General features: G+C 51.5%; 20 protein-coding genes. 17 read left to right on the forward strand and 3 right to left on the reverse strand.

Annotation, left to right across the window (positions count from 1 at the left end):
* The first annotated feature begins 344 nt into the window (after positions 1-344).
* Positions 345-1,109 carry a DeoR/GlpR family DNA-binding transcription regulator gene (locus tag ACL2XO_RS21240; protein WP_413741461.1) on the forward strand — a complete coding sequence of 255 codons (765 nt, stop codon included), beginning with the start codon at positions 345-347 and terminating at the stop codon, positions 1,107-1,109.
* Positions 1,110-1,214: 105 nt separating this feature from the next.
* On the opposite strand, the gene ACL2XO_RS21245 is transcribed toward ACL2XO_RS21240, so the two are convergent.
* The gene (locus tag ACL2XO_RS21245) at positions 1,215-2,285 is read right to left on the reverse strand and encodes a sugar-binding transcriptional regulator (RefSeq protein WP_413741462.1); all 1,071 of its coding nucleotides are present in this window, start codon (positions 2,283-2,285) and stop codon (positions 1,215-1,217) included.
* Between the two features lie 14 nt (positions 2,286-2,299).
* Here ACL2XO_RS21245 and phnA point away from each other — a divergent pair, with 14 nt between their 5' ends.
* The 6 genes from phnA to ACL2XO_RS21275 are packed head-to-tail and all read left to right on the forward strand — an operon-like array spanning position 2,300 to position 9,019.
* Positions 2,300-3,553, forward strand: a complete 1,254-nt coding sequence (gene phnA, locus ACL2XO_RS21250) for a phosphonoacetate hydrolase (protein WP_413741463.1) — start codon at positions 2,300-2,302, stop codon at positions 3,551-3,553.
* Positions 3,553-4,830 (forward strand): alkaline phosphatase family protein, encoded by a 1,278-nt coding sequence (locus ACL2XO_RS21255; protein ID WP_413741464.1) that lies wholly within the window; start codon positions 3,553-3,555, stop codon positions 4,828-4,830. Before phnA ends, ACL2XO_RS21255 begins: the two co-directional genes overlap by 1 nt.
* Positions 4,831-4,832: 2 nt before the next feature.
* A complete protein-coding gene (locus ACL2XO_RS21260; RefSeq protein WP_413741465.1) occupies positions 4,833-5,933 on the forward strand; it encodes an ABC transporter ATP-binding protein in 1,101 nt (366 codons plus the stop codon).
* Positions 5,930-6,862 (forward strand): carbohydrate ABC transporter permease, encoded by a 933-nt coding sequence (locus tag ACL2XO_RS21265; RefSeq protein WP_413741466.1) that lies wholly within the window; start codon positions 5,930-5,932, stop codon positions 6,860-6,862. The genes ACL2XO_RS21260 and ACL2XO_RS21265 overlap by 4 nt, the downstream gene beginning before the upstream one ends.
* Positions 6,859-7,701, forward strand: coding sequence for a carbohydrate ABC transporter permease (locus tag ACL2XO_RS21270; protein WP_413741467.1), 843 nt, complete (start codon positions 6,859-6,861; stop codon positions 7,699-7,701). The genes ACL2XO_RS21265 and ACL2XO_RS21270 overlap by 4 nt, the downstream gene beginning before the upstream one ends.
* A gap of 31 nt (positions 7,702-7,732) precedes the next feature.
* Entirely contained in the window at positions 7,733-9,019 is a 1,287-nt protein-coding gene (locus ACL2XO_RS21275) for an ABC transporter substrate-binding protein (RefSeq protein WP_413741468.1), read from the forward strand.
* A gap of 312 nt (positions 9,020-9,331) precedes the next feature.
* Here the strand turns inward: ACL2XO_RS21275 and ACL2XO_RS21280 are convergent, their stop codons facing one another.
* Complete coding sequence (locus ACL2XO_RS21280; protein ID WP_413725351.1) at positions 9,332-10,288, reverse strand: GlxA family transcriptional regulator; 957 nt, start codon at positions 10,286-10,288, stop codon at positions 9,332-9,334.
* A 96-nt stretch (positions 10,289-10,384) separates the two neighbouring features.
* On the opposite strand from ACL2XO_RS21280, the gene ACL2XO_RS21285 reads away from it, so the two are divergent.
* On the forward strand, positions 10,385-11,941 hold the full coding sequence (locus ACL2XO_RS21285) for a DHA2 family efflux MFS transporter permease subunit (RefSeq protein WP_413741469.1): 1,557 nt from the start codon (positions 10,385-10,387) through the stop codon (positions 11,939-11,941).
* 129 nt (positions 11,942-12,070) lie between these two features.
* On the opposite strand, the gene ACL2XO_RS21290 is transcribed toward ACL2XO_RS21285, so the two are convergent.
* Positions 12,071-12,964, reverse strand: a complete 894-nt coding sequence (locus ACL2XO_RS21290) for an AraC family transcriptional regulator (RefSeq protein ID WP_413741470.1) — start codon at positions 12,962-12,964, stop codon at positions 12,071-12,073.
* A gap of 194 nt (positions 12,965-13,158) precedes the next feature.
* Here ACL2XO_RS21290 and ACL2XO_RS21295 point away from each other — a divergent pair, with 194 nt between their 5' ends.
* The 9 genes from ACL2XO_RS21295 to ACL2XO_RS21335 all read left to right on the forward strand — a co-directional run bounded on the left by ACL2XO_RS21295 (position 13,159) and on the right by ACL2XO_RS21335 (position 19,782).
* Entirely contained in the window at positions 13,159-14,001 is an 843-nt protein-coding gene (locus tag ACL2XO_RS21295) for an SDR family oxidoreductase (protein ID WP_413725354.1), read from the forward strand.
* A gap of 839 nt (positions 14,002-14,840) precedes the next feature.
* On the forward strand, positions 14,841-16,523 hold the full coding sequence (locus ACL2XO_RS21300; RefSeq protein ID WP_413741471.1) for an S-type pyocin domain-containing protein: 1,683 nt from the start codon (positions 14,841-14,843) through the stop codon (positions 16,521-16,523).
* A complete protein-coding gene (locus ACL2XO_RS21305; protein WP_413741472.1) occupies positions 16,520-16,882 on the forward strand; it encodes a hypothetical protein in 363 nt (120 codons plus the stop codon). The genes ACL2XO_RS21300 and ACL2XO_RS21305 overlap by 4 nt, the downstream gene beginning before the upstream one ends.
* A 157-nt stretch (positions 16,883-17,039) precedes the next feature.
* A complete protein-coding gene (locus tag ACL2XO_RS21310) occupies positions 17,040-17,318 on the forward strand; it encodes a hypothetical protein (RefSeq protein WP_413741473.1) in 279 nt (92 codons plus the stop codon).
* A 61-nt stretch (positions 17,319-17,379) separates the two neighbouring features.
* Complete coding sequence (locus ACL2XO_RS21315; RefSeq protein ID WP_413741474.1) at positions 17,380-17,802, forward strand: hypothetical protein; 423 nt, start codon at positions 17,380-17,382, stop codon at positions 17,800-17,802.
* A complete protein-coding gene (locus ACL2XO_RS21320; protein WP_413741475.1) occupies positions 17,799-18,158 on the forward strand; it encodes a hypothetical protein in 360 nt (119 codons plus the stop codon). Before ACL2XO_RS21315 ends, ACL2XO_RS21320 begins: the two co-directional genes overlap by 4 nt.
* A 95-nt stretch (positions 18,159-18,253) precedes the next feature.
* Positions 18,254-18,553, forward strand: coding sequence for a hypothetical protein (locus tag ACL2XO_RS21325; RefSeq protein WP_413741476.1), 300 nt, complete (start codon positions 18,254-18,256; stop codon positions 18,551-18,553).
* Positions 18,496-19,164, forward strand: a complete 669-nt coding sequence (locus tag ACL2XO_RS21330; RefSeq protein ID WP_413741477.1) for a DUF6880 family protein — start codon at positions 18,496-18,498, stop codon at positions 19,162-19,164. Before ACL2XO_RS21325 ends, ACL2XO_RS21330 begins: the two co-directional genes overlap by 58 nt.
* Positions 19,165-19,557: 393 nt before the next feature.
* The gene (locus tag ACL2XO_RS21335; protein ID WP_413741478.1) at positions 19,558-19,782 is read left to right on the forward strand and encodes a SymE family type I addiction module toxin; all 225 of its coding nucleotides are present in this window, start codon (positions 19,558-19,560) and stop codon (positions 19,780-19,782) included.
* Positions 19,783-19,863 lie beyond the last annotated feature (81 nt).

Here is a 19,863-nt window from a genome sequence, read left to right on the forward strand (position 1 = left end):
TGATGCTGGGTAATGCGGACTCGCCATTCTTACCTCCTGCCAGTAAGGGATGTATTGTTTTTGTTGTTTACATGTGTTTATTGATATAAAAAACACCATATCAACATAAATATCACAATAACTGACAGAAACGCGTTGGCACTCATAGGTTTTTGTGATGACACAGCAAATATCTTTCACAAAAGGAAAGATTTTGGCCAAAACCACATAATAGCCACACTTCCCCTATTCTTCCGTGTCAGGAATCTGCTATTTTCAAGCCATTCAATAGTTCAACCATCGGTGCGTTCAGGCACCGGTGTCATGTATTTCTCACAGGTCATAACTATGCAGGCGGGACACTGATGGATTATTCAAACGGTGCGGAAAGAAGGAATATCATTCTCGATAAGCTCGCAGAGCATGGACAGGTATTCGTTAACGATCTCGCCGAGTTTTTTGATGTTTCCCAGGAGACCATCAGGCGCGATTTCAACAAACTCGAAGAGCTGCGCTACATCAAGAAAGTACATGGAGGCGCTGTCAGCGCCCAGTTTGGCTTCGAGCTGGAATTTAAAGAACGCTCAAAACTCGCTGAGGATGAAAAGAAAGCCATCGCTATCAAAGCGGCCCGGATGATCAAGCCTGGAGACTCATTACTTATCGACTTTGGTACGACAACGCTTGAATTTGCCCGCCAGATAGTTTCCATCAATGGCCTGACCGTGATTACCAATTCACCCATCATCGCGAATCTTTTTCATGAGAACAGCACAACTAATCTGATCCTTATCGGTGGACAATTCGGCACATCCAAAATGGAATGTATAGGTTCCATTGCGCTGCAGTCTATAAGCAGTTTTTATGCTGATTATGCAGTCATTGGCGCCGGCGCCGTCAGTCCGGACGCGGGAATTATGGACCAGGATCTGGATGAAGCGGCCATTGCCCGCCAGATGATTAAGCAAAGCAATCAAACCATCGTTCTGGCTGATGGGCATAAATTGAACAATCGGGCCACATCGCTAGTGGCCGGTTGGAAAGAAGTATCTTGGCTGTTTACTTCCGATCCTGATCAGAAAATAAAAAATCTCGTTTTTCCCAAAGATCTAAAAGTAGTCATTGCCTGACCGTCATCATTTCAGCTTTAAAGCCCGATTCATCGGGCTGAATGGGTAAACATACGGTCCAGGAGCCACGCTTTTGACCGGTCGCCAGCAACGCGAACATAAAGATCATGCTGCCAAAAGCGCCTTCGCGACGTTTTCATCGCAGATCAGCACATGACAAAGCCCGGCACGGATGGCGGCCAGAATAATAGCGTATTTATGGGTCCCCCCCGCGGCCAGCACCAGCTGTCCGGTTTTTTTCAAATCCTCAATCGTGGGATTGATCACTCTTTGCGCTAAAGGGTGCTTTACTTTTTTTCCCTGGACATCCAGATAGTGACCGCAAATATCTCCCACAGCGCCCGCTTCAATCAGCGAAAGGCGTGATGGCTCGTCGATGACGCCATATTCCAGAGCTTTGGATTGTTCAGAGAGATCGATAGCGCTCAGGAGCGCCATGTCCAGCTGGCCTGCCATGGAAAGCACCGACCTCACCGGCTCACTGGCCACCAGGGCGTCTCGTAGCGTTTCTGAGGAAGCGAACATCGGTGCGGTAACATAAAAACATTTTGCATTGAGCGCCCGCGCGACAGACGCGGCGTTGTCATAAGGGTTGATTCTGGTGCTTTCAGCCAGGCCGCCGCAAAGCAGCACCACGCGATCGCCCCCTTCCGGTCGTGGCAAAAAGTTCTGGGCAGCCGTATGAATGGTGCCTCCCCAGCTTATGCCGAGCGTGCCTGATGGCGGCAGATTTTCAGAGATATATTGCCCTGCCGCCGAGCCGACCATCGCCCTGACATCATCACCTTCGATTGGCGTCGGGACAACGATGACCCGGCCGAGACCAAATTTTGCGGTAAGGGCGTTTTCCAGATCGATGCGCACAGCAACAGCCTGGGGCAAAATGATCTGCACAAACCCTGACGTTCTCGCTTCACCCAGGATTCGGTTGACCTTTTTACGGGTGATATTCAGGTGGCGCGCAATCACATCCTGAGTCTGACCCTCTTTGAAGTAGTGCCAGCAGATCCGCGCAATCAACGCGTTTTCATCCTGAGCGCTTTTACTTTCTTCCAAAATTTTTTCCCTGATAATCATAGTATTGTCTCTAATATGGAAAGTATAGCACATTTGTTCCCGTTGATTCACAAATGTGTCATTCATGAATGGTAGATTCACCACCATCAAGATTTTCATAAGAGAGAATACCCATGTCAGAATGCAATAATATTTACAGCGATAAAAAAACCGTCACTGTTAATGGCCGTGAATATCAGTGGCCCGTTCAATCGACTGTGGTGGTTTGTTTCGATGGATGCGATCCCCAATACATCGACGCCGCGAGCCAGGCCGGTCTGATACCGAATCTGGACAAAATGCGTGACAGCGGCTTTGCCGGTAAGGCATTGGCCAGCATGCCGACCTTCACCAATCCCAATAACGTCTCCATCGTGTGCGGCGTATCGCCGAATGTGCATGGCGTCTCCGGCAACTTCTATTTTGACCGCGAAACGGGCAAAGACGTCATGATGGTTGACTCCTCCCCGGTGCGGGCGCCAACGCTACTGTCGGCATTCTCCCGTGCGGGCGCAAAGGTTGTTGCGATCACGGCGAAAGATAAACTGCGCAAGGCGCTGGGCAAGGACCTGGATGGCATTGCTTTCTCTGCTGAAAAAGCCAACGACGCCACCGAAGCAGAGAACGGCATAGGCAATGTCGAAGCGCTTGTCGGCCGAAGCGCGCCAGACCAGTACTCAGCCGATCTTTCACTCTTCGTGCTGGATGCGGGCATCACATTGCTGGAAACTACCCGGCCGGACATCTGCTACCTGTCGCTGTCCGATTATGTACAGCACAAACATGCGCCCAACGATCCTCAAGCCCTCGAATTTATGGTGGCCGTCGACCAGCGTCTGGGAAAAATGCTGTCGCTTGGCGCGCGGTTGGGCATCGTTGCCGATCATGGCATGAGTGATATGGCTGATGCCGGGGGCAATCCGCGTATTGTTTACCTTTCAGATCTGCTGGACGAAGCATTCGGGGCAGGAAAATGCCGGGTGATCTGCCCGATTACCGACCCGTTCGTTCGCCACCACGGTGCGCTGGGCGGGTTTATCCGCATTCATCTCATGGCCCCGGATATCGCCATCCATGACGTGCTGAATTTTGTCCGCAATATCCCCGGTATCGCACTGGCGCTGCCACGGGATGAAGCCTGCCTGATGTTCGAAGTGGCCGACGATCGTGAAGGCGACATCGCGGTTGTTGCGATTAAAGGAGTGGCTCTGGGAGCCGGCAAAGCCGACCACGATCTGTCGCAACTTTCCGGCGCTCGTCTGCGCTCCCATGGCAGCCTCACCGAACAGGTCGTTCCTTTTATTGCCTCAATCCCGGTGAAAGCCGATCCGACGCGCCGGCTGCGCAACTTTGACATCTTCTTCGCACTCCTGAACGAGGCTATCTGATGCGCCGCGCCATAGTTGTCATTCTTGACGGTTTACGTCGGGATTTGATCGGTGAGGAAAATACGCCTCATCTGTGTGCATTTGCCCGCCGTGCCGAGCAGTTCTCCGCTCACCGTACCGTGTTCCCGAGCTGCACCCGAGTGGTATCGGCCAGCATCGCTACCGGCTGCCGGCCGGCCCGTCATGGGATGGCGGGAAATACCATGGTGCTGACTGAAAACGGCCGTCTGGTCCGCCATGATGCGGGTAAACCGGATTTTCTCCAGCACAAGCGCAACGTCACCGGCCGCTCTTTGCATGTTCCGACGATGGCGGAACACCTCGCGGACGAGGGCGGCGTGGTGATTTTCAGTAATGTCTCGCCGGGGGCGGCCTATGCCCACGATCCGGATGGATTTGGTCACGTCTACCATCGCGCGGGGTCATTCGGCCCCGGTCGCCAGCCCGTTCCTCCGCTTGACGAGCTCAACATTGCGCTGGACACCGAGGGCGAAAGCATGATGACCGACAGGTTTATTGCACGGGTGGTTAGCGCCCATGATTGTCCGGCCGTGGGCGTTCTCTGGATGGGCGAACCCGACGCGTCCCAGCACAATCTGCCATTAGGATCACCCGAACATCTGGCCATCCTTCGCAGCGCGGACAGTCACGCGGGGCGGGTAATTGCCGCCGTTGAGGCCATGGCCGATCGACAAGACATTTTGCTGCTGGTGGGCTCGGATCACGGTCACCAAATCGTGGATGGGGTCATTGATGTTGAAGCTGAGCTGGTCAGCGCGGGTCTGAAAAACAGCATGGAATCGGATGATGTGGTTGTGGCGTCGAACGGAACCTCGGTACTGATTTACCTGCATCCCGACGTGTCCGGCAGGAAGTCAGAGATTGAGATCTTCCTGCGCGATCGCGCCTGGGCAGGCCAGGTGTTCTCGCGCTGTGAGTTTGCGTCGGCGGGTATCCCCCTTGAGGCAGGCCCGGAATTCGCCGTTTCCATGCGCAGCACCGACGAAACAAATGACTACGGCGTGGCCGGAAAAGGGTTCACGGCCCGACGCGCGGGGGACAAAGCAGATATTCTCGGCGCCGGGCAGCATGGCGGCATGGGCACTTATGAACAGATGCCGTTCCTGATGGCTGCGGGACAGGGTTTTACCCCGGATAGCGTGCGCACATCACCCAGCTGCGTGATTGATATTGCCCCCACCATTTTCACCCACCTGGGTAAACCGCTGCCGTCATTTGATGGCCAGGCCCTGCAACACGAAAGTCGTGAGGAGTAAAAATGGCGAGCGTCAACATTCGTCAGATCGGTAAAGCCTATGGAGAAACCGCCGTGCTCAAAAGCGTCTCGCTGGATATCCGCGACGGTGAGTTTCTGACATTAATCGGTCCCTCCGGCTGCGGAAAATCGACACTGTTGCGCATCCTGGCGGGTCTGGAAGCGCAGGACAGCGGCAGTATTGAACTGGATGGAGAGAACATTGATGCGCGCCGCCCAAGCGGACGTGATGTCGCGATGGTTTTCCAGTCCTATGCGCTTTATCCCCACTTCACGGTGTTTGACAATATAGCCCTGCCGCTGAGGATGCAGCGACTGAGTCGTATTCAGCGCCTGCCGGTGCTGGGTTATCTGCTGCCGGCACGAAAAAGCATCGAGCGTGCTATCGCCGGTGAAGTGAACCAGGTCGCGAAGATGCTGAATATCGACCCTCTTTTACAGCGTAAACCGGGGCAGTTATCGGGTGGACAGCGCCAGCGCGTGGCGCTGGGCCGCGCTATGGTTCGTCATCCCAAAATATTCCTGATGGATGAACCGCTTTCCAACCTTGATGCGAAGCTGCGTGTGCAAATGCGCGCTGAAATTGTGGCGTTGCATCGCCGCCTTGGCGTGACTTTTGTCTATGTAACGCACGATCAGGCTGAAGCGATGACCATGTCCGACCGCGTTGCCGTCATGGTCGGCGGCGATGTCCTGCAAACAGCGCCGCCGGAAGAGCTGTATCGTAATCCGGCTGAAATCCGGGTTGCTGAACTGATTGGCAGCCCGAAGATTAATATTCTGGCCGTTGACGCTATGCCGGGAGCCGCAAGGTACGGCTTTGCCTGCGCACACCGCATTGGCTTTCGACCTGAATCAGCGTCCATTGTAACCAGCGGAACCGGCGTGCTGGAAGGCGTGGTCAGCAATGTTGAGAACTTCGGTGCGGATATTTTCATTCATGTCGATATCAACGGCGCGGGCAGGATTATCGTGCGCCGTGACCCGCATTCGCCTCGCCTCTCGCCGGGTAACGCCGTGGGCATCATGCTCGATCCGCGCCAGATTCTGGTTTTTGATACCGATGGCAAGCGGCTGACGGAAAAGGAGCGGATCGCGGTATGAGCGAATTACACGTTGTGACAGCCAGGGCAAACCGGCAGGCACCGAAAAAGTCGCTGGTGCAGGCTCAGCGGCACTTCGCTTACCTGTCGGTATTTCCCGCCGCCTTGTTACTGATTGTGCTGCTGTTCGTTCCGGCGCTGGTGGTGATAGCCGTCTCACTGACCGACTGGCAGTTTGGCACATCGGCGCTCCGGTTTATTGGCCTGGAAAATTTCAACACGTTATTCTCCGACCCGGTGTTCTGGACGGCGCTGAAAAATACGTTGCTGTATGTGGCCATCGTAGTACCGGGAACCTTGATTCTGGGCCTGACCGTCGCGCTGTTAATCGAGTCCAGCCCCAGCCTGCGCGGCTTTTATCGTGCGATTCACTTTCTTCCGGTGATGTCGACGATGTCGGCAATGGCCATCGTCTGGGGGTCAATGCTTCATCCCACCATTGGCCTGGTGAATCGCGTGTTGTCGGTATTCGGTATTACCGGCCCTAACTGGTTACGAGATGAAGATACGGCTCTGCTGGTGATTGCCGTCATTGGCATCTGGCAAAACTTTGGCTTCGCCATGGTGCTGTTTGTTTCCGGACTGAAGTCTATTCCAGAGGATCTCTATCACGCTGCCGCCATTGATGGGGCCGACGGCATTGTCGATAGGCTTCGTACCGTCACCTTTCCTATGCTCGGACCCGTGATGATCTTCGTCAGCATAATGACCGCATGCCGGGCTTTTGAAGTGTTCGACAGCGTCAGTGTTCTCACTCAGGGCGGACCGAATTATGCCACGGAAGTCCTGCTGCACCGGCTCTATACCGAAAGTTTTGACTACCTGAGAACCGGCTACGGCGCGGCGCTTACCGTGGTTTATCTACTGATTGTTGTCTGTCTCACTCTCGGCCAGTCGAAAATCCTTGAGCGGCGGGTACATTACTCATGATTAAATTTTCCTCATTGTCTCTTTCGCCGAAGCTGGTGTTGCGGCATGTGATTCTGCTGTGTACCGCCTTGTTTACCCTGCTCCCCTTTATCTGGATGGTAAGCCTGTCCCTGAAGCCTCAGCAGGAGATTTTCGCGGCCGATTTCCAATTGTGGCCAACGCACTTTTTCGGACTTGAGAACTACCGTGCGGCGTTGACTTCTGTACCGATGTTGCGGTTTCTCGCCAATGGCGTCTTTGTCTGCGCGTTGATTTTCCTGATCCAGCTTATCGTGTGCGTGCCCTGCGCTTATGCGCTGGCAAAACTGCGATTTCGCGGCCGGGATACCCTGTTTTCCGCCGTGCTGGTTGGTTTACTGGTGCCGCCGCAGGCCCTGGCGATCCCTCACTTTTTAATGCTGTATGTGTTTGGCATCCTCAATACCTATGCATCGCTGATTCTGCCGTGGATGATTTCGGCCTTCGGCATCTTTTTGCTGCGTCAGTTCTTTCGCAAAATCCCCGAAGAGATTCTTCAGGCGGCGCGGCTGGACGGCCTGAGCGAGTTCTCCATTATCTGGCGCATTATCATGCCGATGAGCACGCCGGCTATCGCCTCATTCGGCATTTTTTCGTTGGTTGCGCACTGGAACGATCTGTTCTGGCCCATGATTGCGGTTCGCGACCAGGCAATCTCGACACCGGCATTGGGCATCTTATTATTCCGGGATGATGAATCCGGTCAGTCACTGGGAGCACTGATGGCGGGGACGGTAATTATTGTTATTCCGTTGATTTTCGTTTTCCTTGCGGCACAGCGTCGTTTTATTGATGGCATGACAACATCGGCAAATAAATAAGCTTTTATTTTAATGACTCCAGGAGAATACCATGTCTTTACAGGCTTCAGTGTGCAGCCGCATTTTATCCGGCGCGATTATTTTGTCTGGCATTACGGCAGCCCATGCAGACGATAAAATAACGCTTGATGTGCTGTATACCACCCCGGGGACGTTCAATTCCCTACAGAAGGAATTAGCAAAACGCTTTACCCAGACGCATCCTGATATTGAAATAAAGTTTCGTAATCCGGTAAAAGGATATGAAGAAGCTGCGCAGGAAATTTTGCGCGGGCAAATCACCCATAGCATGCCGGATGTTGCTTTCAACGGAATCAACCAAATCGGATTGTTTGTTGACCGTGGTATTGGGGCGCCTCTGGATACATACATCAAGAAAGAGGGTGGCCTGGATAAATTAGGTTATTACCCGACGCTGGCTAAGCTTGGGACCTGGAAAGGCAAGCAATACGGTTTGCCTTTTGCGGTTTCCACACCGGTTCTTTACGTCAATACCGATCTGGTAAAAGCGGCGGGCGGCAATCCAGATCGGTTACCGGGCACCTGGCCTGACTTGATCAAACTCGGTAAAGCGATTGAGAGCCATTCGAAATCGCCGGTAACAGGCCTTTATTACCAGTGGGAGCAGACCGGCAACTGGCTGTTTCAGACGCTGATAACCAGTAAAGGCGGACACATGCTGCAACCTGATAGCTGCAAAATCGGCTTTAACAGTGATGCGGGTAAATGGGCGCTGCAAACGCTTGAGTCGTTTGGAAAGTCAGGCATGCCTAACCTGGCGCTCGGACAGGCTCGCCAGTCATTTGTTTCGGGTACGATAGGCATCATGGCGGATTCAACGTCCTATGTCGCCGCCGCTGAAAAGCAGATCAACGGAACGTTCGGCTTTAAAACGATGCCCTTCCCGCTGGCCGCTGCGCAAGGTCGGTTACCGGCGGGCGGAAACGTTGCCATGGTGCTTTCTACCGATACCAAACGTCAGGCCGCGGCATGGGAGTATGTTAAATTCGTCACCGGTCCTGAAGGCCAGACCGCAATGGCCAACCTGACAGGTTATATGCCCGGAAACAAAATAGCCGTTGAGAAAGCAGACCTGCTCGGCAACTTTTACGCGTCCCATCCGAACCATACCACCAGCCTGAAGCAGGTGCCGGTATTAGGCGAATGGGCATCGTTTCCGGGTGAAAACTCGCTAAAAATAATTGAAGTGATTAAAGACCACACCGAAGCGTTAGTGACGGCTCGAGACAATGCGGCTGACACCATGCCAAAACTGGTTCAGGATGTTAATGCCCTGATGCCTGCTGAGTGTAGGTAACAGCGATATTCCGCCAGAAATGCCCCTGGCGGAATTCATTAAGCTCAAGCGCGCCCTATACCGTAGCCTTTGCAATCTGCCAAACACATCAGCAGCGGCAGCCGGACAATCGATTGTTTACTCGATATAAGGACCAAGGATGAGGTCATTGCCCCTTATTGCCTCCTCAAGGGAGCCGACCTTGAAAGCGACATGGGTATAGTCTTCAAAAGTGACTGCAACGGAGAATCCGGTGTGAATCGGTGCCACTGTGTTTTGAAGTTACCCGGATCATCAGCGGTAAACATTCCGGCTATTTCACTAAAAAGGCCTTCAAGGCTCGACGCTGATATCGGCAAGGCGCCCCGCGGCACGCCGCATGATCGCGGGCGACTGGCCAAAGGCCCTGATAAAGGCGCGGCGCATTCTGTCTGAATCGCCAAATCCCGTTTGCTGCGCGATAGCGCTAATGGAATGGGTACTGTCTTCCATTAGGTTCCGTGCGGCCTCCAACCGGATATTTTCCACCGCCTTCGCCGGCGATTGACCGGTTTCAGTTTGAAATGAACGGCTGAATTGCCGGGGGCTGAGATTGGCCACTGCCGCCAGCTCCTCCACACCCAGGCGCTTGCCCAAATTACGGCGAACGTAGGTGATCACTTTCTGCAATCGATCCGACTTGGGTTCCAGCTCAAGCAGGGTGGAATATTGCGATTGTCCTCCGCTCCGGCGATGGTACATAACAAAGTGACGGGCGATGGCACGGGCCGTCTCGATACCGAAGTCGTCCTCAATCAACGCCAGCGCAAGATCAAGACCCGCCGTGCTTCCCGCACATGTCCAGATAGAACCGTCCACGATAAAAATTCGATTTTCCTCCACATGGACCAATGGGAATTGCTCCTGGAGCTTTCTGGCGATTTTCCAATGCGTGGTCACCCTGAGACCGTCCAGCAGACCGGCGGCGGCCAGCGCGAAGGTACCGGTGCACACGCCGGCGATTCTTCTGCTTCTCTGGCGTGCGGTGCGCAGGAACTCAATCACCGCAGAGTCCGGCTGCACAGCGCCGCCACCCACTACCAGCAGGTCGAAATAATCGTCGGAAAAGGGTTCCGTCTCCACCCACACGCCGACCGGGCCTCGCAACAGACCGCCTCGTTCGGACATCATCCGGGTCTCATACAGCTTCTCGCCCGCCAGCTGATTGGCGATATCGAAGGCACCCGCCACTGCGAGCTGTAATGGCGTGAACCCCGGATACAAAACAAAACCGACTTTCTGAACAGCCATCTCACGCTCTCGTTGTCTTAAAACGACGGAATTATGACATTTATGCCGCCTGCTATAAAAGCCATACTTTTTTGAAAATATCAAAAGGTTTTCGTCATGAATCCAACCAAGGCTTTTCCCCCCCCGCTGCATGGCGGCCAGCTGATCCTCGCCTCCATCGCGGTAGCGCTCGCAACGTTCATGACCGTGCTCGACTCGTCCATTGCCAATGTGGCCATTCCGAACATTTCGGGCAACCTTGGCGTATCGGTGGACGAAGGCACCTGGGTCATCACGGTGTTCGCCGCGGCGAATGCGGTATCCATCCCGCTCACCGGGTGGCTCACGCAGCGTATCGGTCAGGTCAAGCTGTTCGTTGGCGCGATCTTATTGTTTATCGTGGCGTCGTGGCTGTGCGGTATTTCTCCCACCATGCCGGTGCTCCTCACCGCGCGCGTCCTGCAGGGCGTTATGGCCGGCCCGCTGATTCCGCTGTCGCAGGCGATTTTGCTGGGTTCGTATCCCAAACACAAGTCCGCGATGGCGATTTCCCTCTGGGGGATGACGGCCACCGTGGGCCCCATCGCCGGCCCCTTGCTGGGGGGCTGGATCACGGACAGCTACAGCTGGTCGTGGATTTTCTTCATCAACATTCCCATCGGACTCTTCGCGGCGGGCGTCACCTGGATAATCTACCGAGACCGCGAAACGGCCACCAGAAAGCTGCCAATCGATGTGGTGGGTCTCAGCCTGCTGATAACCTGGGTCGCCTCGTTGCAGGTTGTGCTTGATAAAGGCAAAGATCTGGATTGGTTTTCATCGCCCCTTATCGTTGCCCTTGGCATTACCGCCTTGGTGAGCTTCGCATTCTTCATGGTATGGGAGTTGACCGAGGAGCATCCGATTATCGATCTCAGGCTGTTCGGACAGCGCAACTTCCTTGGCGGCACCATCGCAATTTCGGTGGGTTACGGGGTATTTTTCGGCAATCTCGTGCTGCTGCCGCAATGGATGCAGGAATACCTCAACTACCGTTCCGTTGATGCGGGACTGGTTACCGCACCGCTTGGCTTTTTCGCCGTCATCATGTCGCCCATCATGGGCCGCGTGTTGCCGCGCACCGACGCCCGCACCGTTGCCACCCTTGGCTTTATCGGCTTTGCGTTCGTCTTCCTGCTGCGCTCGCAATATCTCACCGAAATCGACACCTGGCATCTGGTTTTGCCCACGCTGCTGCAAGGCATCCCGATGCCGATGTTTTTCCTGGCGCTGACATCGATCATTCTGTCCGGCCAACCCGCCGAGCGATTACCCGCCGCAGCGGGACTCTCCAACTTCGCGCGGGTGTTTTGCGGCGCGGTCGGCACGTCGCTGGCCGGCAACGAGTGGAACAACCGCACGATCCTGCATCACGCCCGACTCACCGAGCAGGCGAGCATTTACAATCCGGTATTCAATCAGCAGATCGATGCGCTCAAAGCGCTGCTGCATTCAGATACCCAGTCGGCCCAGGCGCTATTCGATGTCACCCTCAGCGCCCAGGCCGCCATGTTAGGGCTAAACGATATCTTTTATCTCTCGGCCGGTATCTTCATACTCATCATCCCCCTGGTGTGGATCACGCGACCGGCCAAGAGAAACAAAGCAGTTTCGATCCAGGACGCGCATGCCTGAAAGCTGTTGCGGCGTTTTCATCTGGAAATGAGAACGAACGCTGCCTGGGGATCTCGTCCAATAGGTATGCATGTGAGCTTATGCCGATATGTTTATTGGCGCCCTGGTCAGCGGGTTAGGAGCCAAACTCTATACCGGCGGCAATAAGGAAAATGCCGCTTTCATTTCTCGCGCCTCTTCTCCCGGACTACGGCCAAAGAAACGCCGAAACTCGCGATTAAATTGCGAGGGACTTTCATAACCCACCCTGAACGCCGCCGAAGCGGCCGTCAAATTATCGCGAATCATCAATAAACGCGCCTGATTCAGGCGTACGGACTTGATGTATTGCAAGGGCGAAGTACCGGTCGCGACTCTGAAGTGTTTATGGAAAGCGGGCACGCTCAGGCCGGCGTCGCTTGCCAGGGCGCCAATAGGCAAAGGCTGCGGAAAATCCAGATGAATGCGCTGCAACACTCTGGAAATATTGGCAAAATGCCCGTGATTTGCCAGCGCGGCCCTTATCGCACCGCCGCGCTCCCCCACCAGCGCACGGTAATACAGCTCACGCACCAGCTGCGGACCGAGGATCTTTGCCTCTTGCGGCGAGGACAACGCCCGCAGCAGGCGTAATGTCGTATCCGCCAGCGAGGCATCAAGGGGCGTTGATATGATACCTTCGGGTGCGGCGTGGGGCGGCGAATCCGGACTGTCCAGCAACATCACCAGTTCCGATAACACCGTCCTGTCCAGCGATACCGTTACCGCCAGCAAAGGCTCCTGCGGGCTGGCTTCCGTTTCCGTGGAAAACGGCAGCGGTACCGAGAGCACCAGATAATGCTGCTTGTCGTAAAAATATACCTTGTCCGCCAGGTAGCCGCGCTTATGGCCCTGGCAGACAATCACAATGCTCGGTTCATAGATCACCGGCGTGCGGCCCAGGGGGCGGTTGGAGCGCATGAAACGCACATCCTCCAGCAATGAGCGGGTATAGCCCTCGTTCGGGGCAAGGCCGCCAATCAGTGACACCATCTCATCGAACATCCGGCATCTCCTCTCTTTATTGCCAGTTACAATCAAGCAATCGCATTGCTGTTTATCCCCTGGAAAGTGAATCCTTTGAATAGAAACAGGCAATCATAGGATAAGAATACGCCTATTTTACCTGCCCCGCGCTGTTTAGCATGGTGGCGTTAACGAGATTTTCATTTTTCAGCCTGTTTCAGAGGAGATAAGACATGAGCAATAAAACCTGGCTGATTACCGGCGCGGCTCGCGGCATTGGTTTGTCGCTGGCGCGTCAGGTACTGGCGCGGGGTGATGCGGTTGCCGCCACCTCGCGCACCATGGAGAGTTTGCGCCAGGCGCTGGGGGCGGATAGCGACCGCTTCCTCGCCCTTGAGGTTGATCTGGTGTCCGAGCCCGGCGTGCAAGCGGCTATGGAAAAAATCATCGGAGTATTCGGCAGCATAGACGTGGTGGTGAATAATGCGGGTTACGGTCAGCAAGGTACGATTGAAGCCCTGACGGATGCGGAACTACGCCGTAATTTCGACGTTAATGTGTTCGCGCCGCTGCATGTGCTTCGCCACGCATTGCCGCAGTTACGCAAGCAGCGCAGCGGACACATCTTCAACGTGGCGTCTATCGCGGGGTTCCAGGGCGGCTATGCGGGCTGGGGCAGTTATGTCGCCACCAAGTTCGCGCTGGCCGGGCTGACCGAAACCCTGGCGGCGGAAGTGGCTGAACTGGGTATCAAAGCGACCATTGTGTATCCCGGCCCGGTGCGCACCGGATTCCTGTCGCGGGAAAGCCTGGTGGTGGCTCAGCACGCCATTGCCGACTACGCCGCCGCCCAGGCATCGCTGGAATTGCACCTGAACGGGCTGGATGGCAAGCAGGCGGGCGACCCGGAAAAACTGGCGTTGCTCATCATACAAGCGGCCAACACAGCGCAACCCCCTGTTCACCTGTTCGCGGGTCAGATAGCCAATGAGCTGGCCGAAGAGAAATTAAAGGCCGTCAGCGGGGATCTTGCGGCCTGGAAGGGCGCTTCGCAAGCCACGGATTTCACTGATTGATGACCGGAATCATTATCGGAGGCTCAGACTGCCGACAAACATACCCTGAGTCAATAAGATGAGGCAGGCACTTTATCCTCTAACTCAGCCGGCGCCGTAAGGCGCCGGCTCATTACTTCCATGGAAGAGATGTATATTGGCGCAATGTGCGCTGATGCAGCAGCAACGATTGCCGCTAAATCATCATAAATGTCGTAATGGGTTCTCGTCATTATTTATCTGACTATCAAATCCCATCATTGTTAATTGATACCAGAATATCTTGATTGGAGGTTTGAATGATTACTCCTGTTGCTATTGACATGGAAGAATACTCACTGAGCGTTCGAAATTAAACGAATGAGATGTCATTAAAGAAGGAATAGGTAAAGCATTAATAAATATCTAACCAACAATAACCAGACAATTAAATCTACAAATAACTTCATTTATGCTAGTTTTGTTTAGAGTTTCTCTTTTGCGAATATCCCTATAGTCACTCAAGAAGGCCAAAACGCATCAGCAAGGCACAAAAAAAGGCCGCTGCGATGGTTGCCATCCAGAAATAAATACTGTAAATAAAAATAATATCCACAACCGCAGCATGTCAATAATTAAATGTATCGAAAATTCATTATTATAGAATCGATTATTATCCCATTAGCCAGTGTTAAATATCCGTTTATCATCCTCCCTCTTCAGACTATTTGTTTAAGCATTTTTGAACGTCCCTATGATTAATTACTTATAGCGGTTTATTTTTGATTTGACATGCTTCTGGAAATGGTTAGGTCATTCCGTCAAATAAAATAAATAGCACATAAAATTTTCACTTTCATCAATTAATCTAGGGAAAGAATATGCCTATCAAGCCGATACACTCAACTGGGAAGACCACATACCAAGGAAATGGCAGATCAATCACTCAGACCCCTTATGGGCCAATAAGTCATTTAACGGGGGCATCCAATGCTGGATTGGGAGGCCCAAGTCCGCGAGCCGTAGGAAAATTAAATACATCATTAAGTAATCTCAATAACAATCTTCAGCAATCTAATCAAAAGATTCGTGACCAAATAACTGACCTACAAAAAAAACAGGCCGAGCAACAAAAAAAACGAAACGAAGAAACCAACCGAAGAATGGAACAGGCCAGGGCGGAACAGCAAAAAAAATTGGCTGACATGAAAGCTAAAACGCAAGCCGACGTTCAAGAAGCCAACGCCAGAATGAGGGCGGAAGAAGCAGCAAGACAGCAGGAAAACATGCAACGTCAGGCCCAAGAAGAGGCAAGACTTCGAGAACAAGAAGAAGCAAAAAATCGGGAAGCGGAGCAACAAAAATTAGCTCAAGAAGCGGCAGCGGCAAGAGAGCGAGAGGAAGCCCAAAGGAAAGCGGATGAGGCCGCCGAAGCCAAGCGACGGGCAAATGAGGCCATTGAAGCGCAGAGAAAAGCCGATGATGCGGCCAAAGTGGCCAAAGAGCTCATTGCTGCGAGGCAATTGAATCAAGAAAACATTCAGACCTATGAAACTCTTCCCAGTCCCAGCCAAGCAGCAGTTATGGCTGCCGCAGCAGGTTTGGCCTCTACGGCGCCCGCTGCTGAAGGTCTATTGGCGAGAATTACGGCTGCCCTGGCTGAACTGGGCGCGATTGCCTCATCTTCAAAAGCGGGCCCGCACGCCGCCATCATTATTGCTGGGCTTTATCCCAAGGAGGCGGGAGTGGGAAGCGATAATGTGTCCGGCGAAAAACATTTCGTCAAGACGCTACCGGCCGCAATGCTCAACATGCCATCAGAAGAGCGTTTACGCCTAGCTGCTCTGGAACATAACACCATTGATGTCCCCATCAGAGGCCGTCTGGTTTTAACAAACAGCCAGATAGCCATTGAACTGATTAGGACTGAACAACCCACGCCCGTTCGCGTCGTTACAGGCATACCTGACGGTAAAGGTAATTATCAATGCACTCTGCCTGGTACGGACGCGTTACCGGCCAGCACCATTTTAGTGACGCCGGCGAAAGCTCCGGGCAGCACAGGCCTGGGGGCCATAATCACACCAGAGATTGGCCCTAAGCCTGTTATCCATACCGGTAATAATGCACAGCCCATTGCTTTGCCTACAGTGACGACTTTGCCCGGTTTTGATGGCGATCTGATTGTGGTTCCGCCGCTTGAAACCGCTGACAAGCCGATCTATGTTATGTTGAGCGGCAGGAAAGAAAGCTACCGACCTAATCAAGGCGCTGTGGGCAATATGGGTGAGTTTTTTACGCAGCAGGGCTTTGGTAGTCAAGTTAAAGAATTTTCAGTCAAGACTAATCAACAGTACCAAGGACAAAACATCTACAAAGCAAACAAAGATATTGGATCACATATAGCGGATGGGGATATATTTTACCTCGATGGAGCACACAAAAATCATCTTGAATTATTTGATAGTAATAGAAAAATAAAACTAGTACTAAATCTTGACGGCTCTATTAATACGCGTAAGACTTTTGAAGCTCAAAAAGAAGGACGGAGATTGCCAAAATGAATGACAAACTTAAATTTGAGAAAATGAAAAATATATTTTCCGAAATATTAATAGAAAAATTAGGCGATTTGTCTGAATCTGACGATTTAGCTATCAACTATAAAAGAAACATGGATGAAAAATTTCAGACGAGGTTAAATTTGCTGAATCAAGCTATCAACTTCTTAGATAATGCCCGTAGCGAGAAAGATGAACTGGCAACACAAACTGCATTGCTTATTTTAAGATCCCAATCAATGGGGCTTGCTGATTTCTTCAATGCTATAGTGAACGATATCGAATCAATCTTAAACAAACCAAAATGGATAGAAATTCCGGAAGATTATAAAATTCCAGAGCACTACAATTTTAACGAGTAACATGTATTAGTGTGATTACCAGGGGATACTGACGGTATAATTACCAGGCGATTTTGTCGTTATCCCACTATTACAATTTGCCATGAGGCTTGCGGATTTCTTTGATTATATGAAAGACGACACTTTGTAATTATCCAACGCTTTATATAGATGTGATATGCCTGGTACCTATCAGGTACCTCATCACTATATTGCCGACTACGCCGCCGCACGGGCATCGCTGGATTTGCACCTGAATGGGCTGGATGGCAAGCAGGTGGGCGACCCGGAAAAACTGGCGTTGCTCATCATACAAGCGGCCGGTGCGGCACAACCTCCTGTTCATCTGTTCGCGGGTCAGAGAGCCAATGAACTGGCCGAGGAAAAACTGAAGGCCGTCAGCGGGGATCTTGCGGCCTGGAAGGGCGCTTCGCAAGCCACGGATTTCACTGATTGATGGCCGGGGTCATTATCGGAGGCTCAGACTGCCGACAAACATACCCTGAGTCAACATTGCTTTGCCTAAAGTGACGACTTTGCCCGGTTTTGATGGCGATCTGATTGTGGTTCCGCCGCTTGAAACCGGTGACAAGCCGATCTATGTTATGCTGAGCGGCAGGAAAGAAAGCTACCGGCCTAATCAAGGCGCTGTGGGCAATATGGGTGAGTTTTTTAAACAAACCGGTTTTGGCGAGCACGCGAAGAATAATTCACAAAAAACCAGCAAAATCTTTCAGGGGCAAACTGTTTATGTAGTCACTAATGATATTAATGATTATCTCACCAAAGGAAGGCAGTTCTACTTGGATGCTAAACATAACAACCATATCGAAGTATTCGATAAAAATAATAAAATTAACTGCGTTCTAGATTTGGATGGTAGCATTAATAAGACTAAGACAGATAAAGCAATTGCTGAAGGAAGGATATTACCAAAATGAAAGAGAGCAATATTTTTTCAAGACTGAAGATGAGATTCATTGGAATTTTACAAGATGCATATTCAAACAATGAAAAAGATTTGTCTTTTGATCATAATGCTGATCTCGATAAAAGATTTGAAAACAACATGGCTAAGCTTCAAGATGCAGTTATTTTGTTAGATAAAGCCGAAGATGCTGACGATAAAGTTGCTGCAAAAGTTGCTTTGGTTTACATTAGGGTATACGCAATGAATTTATCTAACTTTTTTGAGGATTTTAAAGATGATGCTGATTTGCTACGCAGTTCATCAATTTGGCCCGATATACCCGAAAATTACGAGCTTCCGGAACACTACAACTTCCCACATAAATGATGTTTGTATCCCGGCTTCGGCCGGGTATTTATCAAATTTGCGGCACGTTTCGCATTGAAGCTTACGTGACTGGGCGCGTAAGTTAAGATTTATAATTGACCATTTGCGATAACGACAATGGTTACGCCGTTTGGGATGGCTTAATCGCCAAAAGCGGTGGCCTGTTAACAAAAGATGAGTTGCTGCAAATATCCGGGCTTTTTGAAAATGCGTTCAAGCAGGCGGCGCCCTCTAAACGAGGTGACAACTACGGGGCGGTCAAGGCAGCGCTAGGTATAAAAGCAGCGGCGCAAGCCTTGGGGGATGCCAATATGTTCGAGCGTTCTGTATTAATCAGTTGCCAAAACCAGATGAATCGCAAAAACAAAGTATTATCGAGTTTTGTCTCAGCGTAAATGATGGCGAATCCGCGTTGAAGTGGCTGCAGGAAACATGGGATACTCGCTCTGAAGCTGAAAGGCTAAGCTTACTGGATGCTACTTATGCGTTGCTTGGCCGTCATCAGGAATTACTGAAACTGCGGCGTGAAGCCTACCAACTGTCCCCCGACCATCTGCGCCTAGAGGCATTGCTGGAGATATTGCCGGAAAATGAAAAACCGGTAATGGAAGCACAGGCTATTATAAACGCCTTTAAAATACCTAATCTTCAATTACGTATCGATACGCTGATCGCCTGTCATGGGATAACAGAAGCAAAAGAGCGGCTTCTCACGCATATTGCGCAACTGAACGTTTTTTACGGCACGCTGCTTAATTGGGCAGAGGTATTCCATCAGGCACAAGAACACCTGGCCGAGGCGGCGTGCTATCGGTTGCTGTTAGAGGACATTCTTGCGTCCGGGCGCAGCAAAGCCTATCACCACGCGGAAGATTACTATCGACAGCTGGCCCGGCTGGATGCAGAGATAGAACGCTATGATCCCCTGCCCTCTTGGCAGGAGTATCAGATTAAACTTCGGCAACAGCATAGGCGAAAAAAAACTTTTTGGCAGCGGCTAAGTTAGGCATTTTTTTATTCGCTGATTATGATTGTTGACTTTAAAAGAAGGATGGGGATGGTCCTCGACATGCCTTTATATCCGTTCAGTATCATCACTTATAAATTCACATTAACAATAATCACCACGTCATGGTTAACTATATATCATCGTTATTATGCTGAGTTATTAATTTATTTTTTTGGTGGATTTTCCTTCATCTCACTGATAAAGTATCCAGTATAATCCTGGTTATTTAGTTTTGGCGAATTAGCGCTTACGTATTGTTATTAACAAAGTCCGTAAAGCATTTGATTCTTAATAGGGCTATAAATGAAGTGAGTACTATATTAACGCGACGATAAGGCGTTGAAGCGCCCTACCGCCGCTCACCATCAGCAACTATACAAGGTAGTTACCATGGCTAAAAAGCATATTAAGTCAGAACCCCGCTCAACCCAAGAAAAAGTTGATACCCGTTATTATACTGTTAGCTACGTTCCAAATGGCGGTATGCCCAATGCTGCGCCGGCATTGATTCTAAAAGGCCGCTGGCTGCACCAGTGCGGTTTTACCACCGGTAAGCAGGTGACCGTGACGGTAAAAAACGGGCAATTGATAATTGATACGGAATTGCTGGTGTGAGTAAATAGGTGATGAGGTAATTCGCAGGGTTAATATTGATAGGCAATGATGGAATGTTAATGCCATGATGTCATCGATTAT

The sequence above is a fragment of the Sodalis sp. RH15 genome (assembly GCF_047324255.1).
Taxonomy (GTDB): domain Bacteria; phylum Pseudomonadota; class Gammaproteobacteria; order Enterobacterales; family Enterobacteriaceae; genus Acerihabitans; species Acerihabitans ligni.

Bases quoted from the DNA above. Each gene is read 5' to 3' on its own strand.
- ACL2XO_RS21240 (WP_413741461.1), top strand. From the start codon at position 345: ATGGATTATTCAAACGGTGCGGAAAGAAGGAATATCATTCTCGATAAG.
- ACL2XO_RS21245 (WP_413741462.1), bottom strand. From the start codon at position 2,285: ATGAAAATCTTGATGGTGGTGAATCTACCATTCATGAATGACACATTT.
- phnA (WP_413741463.1), top strand. From the start codon at position 2,300: ATGTCAGAATGCAATAATATTTACAGCGATAAAAAAACCGTCACTGTT.
- ACL2XO_RS21255 (WP_413741464.1), top strand. From the start codon at position 3,553: ATGCGCCGCGCCATAGTTGTCATTCTTGACGGTTTACGTCGGGATTTG.
- ACL2XO_RS21260 (WP_413741465.1), top strand. From the start codon at position 4,833: ATGGCGAGCGTCAACATTCGTCAGATCGGTAAAGCCTATGGAGAAACC.
- ACL2XO_RS21265 (WP_413741466.1), top strand. From the start codon at position 5,930: ATGAGCGAATTACACGTTGTGACAGCCAGGGCAAACCGGCAGGCACCG.
- ACL2XO_RS21270 (WP_413741467.1), top strand. From the start codon at position 6,859: ATGATTAAATTTTCCTCATTGTCTCTTTCGCCGAAGCTGGTGTTGCGG.
- ACL2XO_RS21275 (WP_413741468.1), top strand. From the start codon at position 7,733: ATGTCTTTACAGGCTTCAGTGTGCAGCCGCATTTTATCCGGCGCGATT.
- ACL2XO_RS21280 (WP_413725351.1), bottom strand. From the start codon at position 10,288: ATGGCTGTTCAGAAAGTCGGTTTTGTTTTGTATCCGGGGTTCACGCCA.
- ACL2XO_RS21285 (WP_413741469.1), top strand. From the start codon at position 10,385: ATGAATCCAACCAAGGCTTTTCCCCCCCCGCTGCATGGCGGCCAGCTG.
- ACL2XO_RS21290 (WP_413741470.1), bottom strand. From the start codon at position 12,964: ATGTTCGATGAGATGGTGTCACTGATTGGCGGCCTTGCCCCGAACGAG.
- ACL2XO_RS21295 (WP_413725354.1), top strand. From the start codon at position 13,159: ATGAGCAATAAAACCTGGCTGATTACCGGCGCGGCTCGCGGCATTGGT.
- ACL2XO_RS21300 (WP_413741471.1), top strand. From the start codon at position 14,841: ATGCCTATCAAGCCGATACACTCAACTGGGAAGACCACATACCAAGGA.
- ACL2XO_RS21305 (WP_413741472.1), top strand. From the start codon at position 16,520: ATGAATGACAAACTTAAATTTGAGAAAATGAAAAATATATTTTCCGAA.
- ACL2XO_RS21310 (WP_413741473.1), top strand. From the start codon at position 17,040: ATGCCTGGTACCTATCAGGTACCTCATCACTATATTGCCGACTACGCC.
- ACL2XO_RS21320 (WP_413741475.1), top strand. From the start codon at position 17,799: ATGAAAGAGAGCAATATTTTTTCAAGACTGAAGATGAGATTCATTGGA.
- ACL2XO_RS21335 (WP_413741478.1), top strand. From the start codon at position 19,558: ATGGCTAAAAAGCATATTAAGTCAGAACCCCGCTCAACCCAAGAAAAA.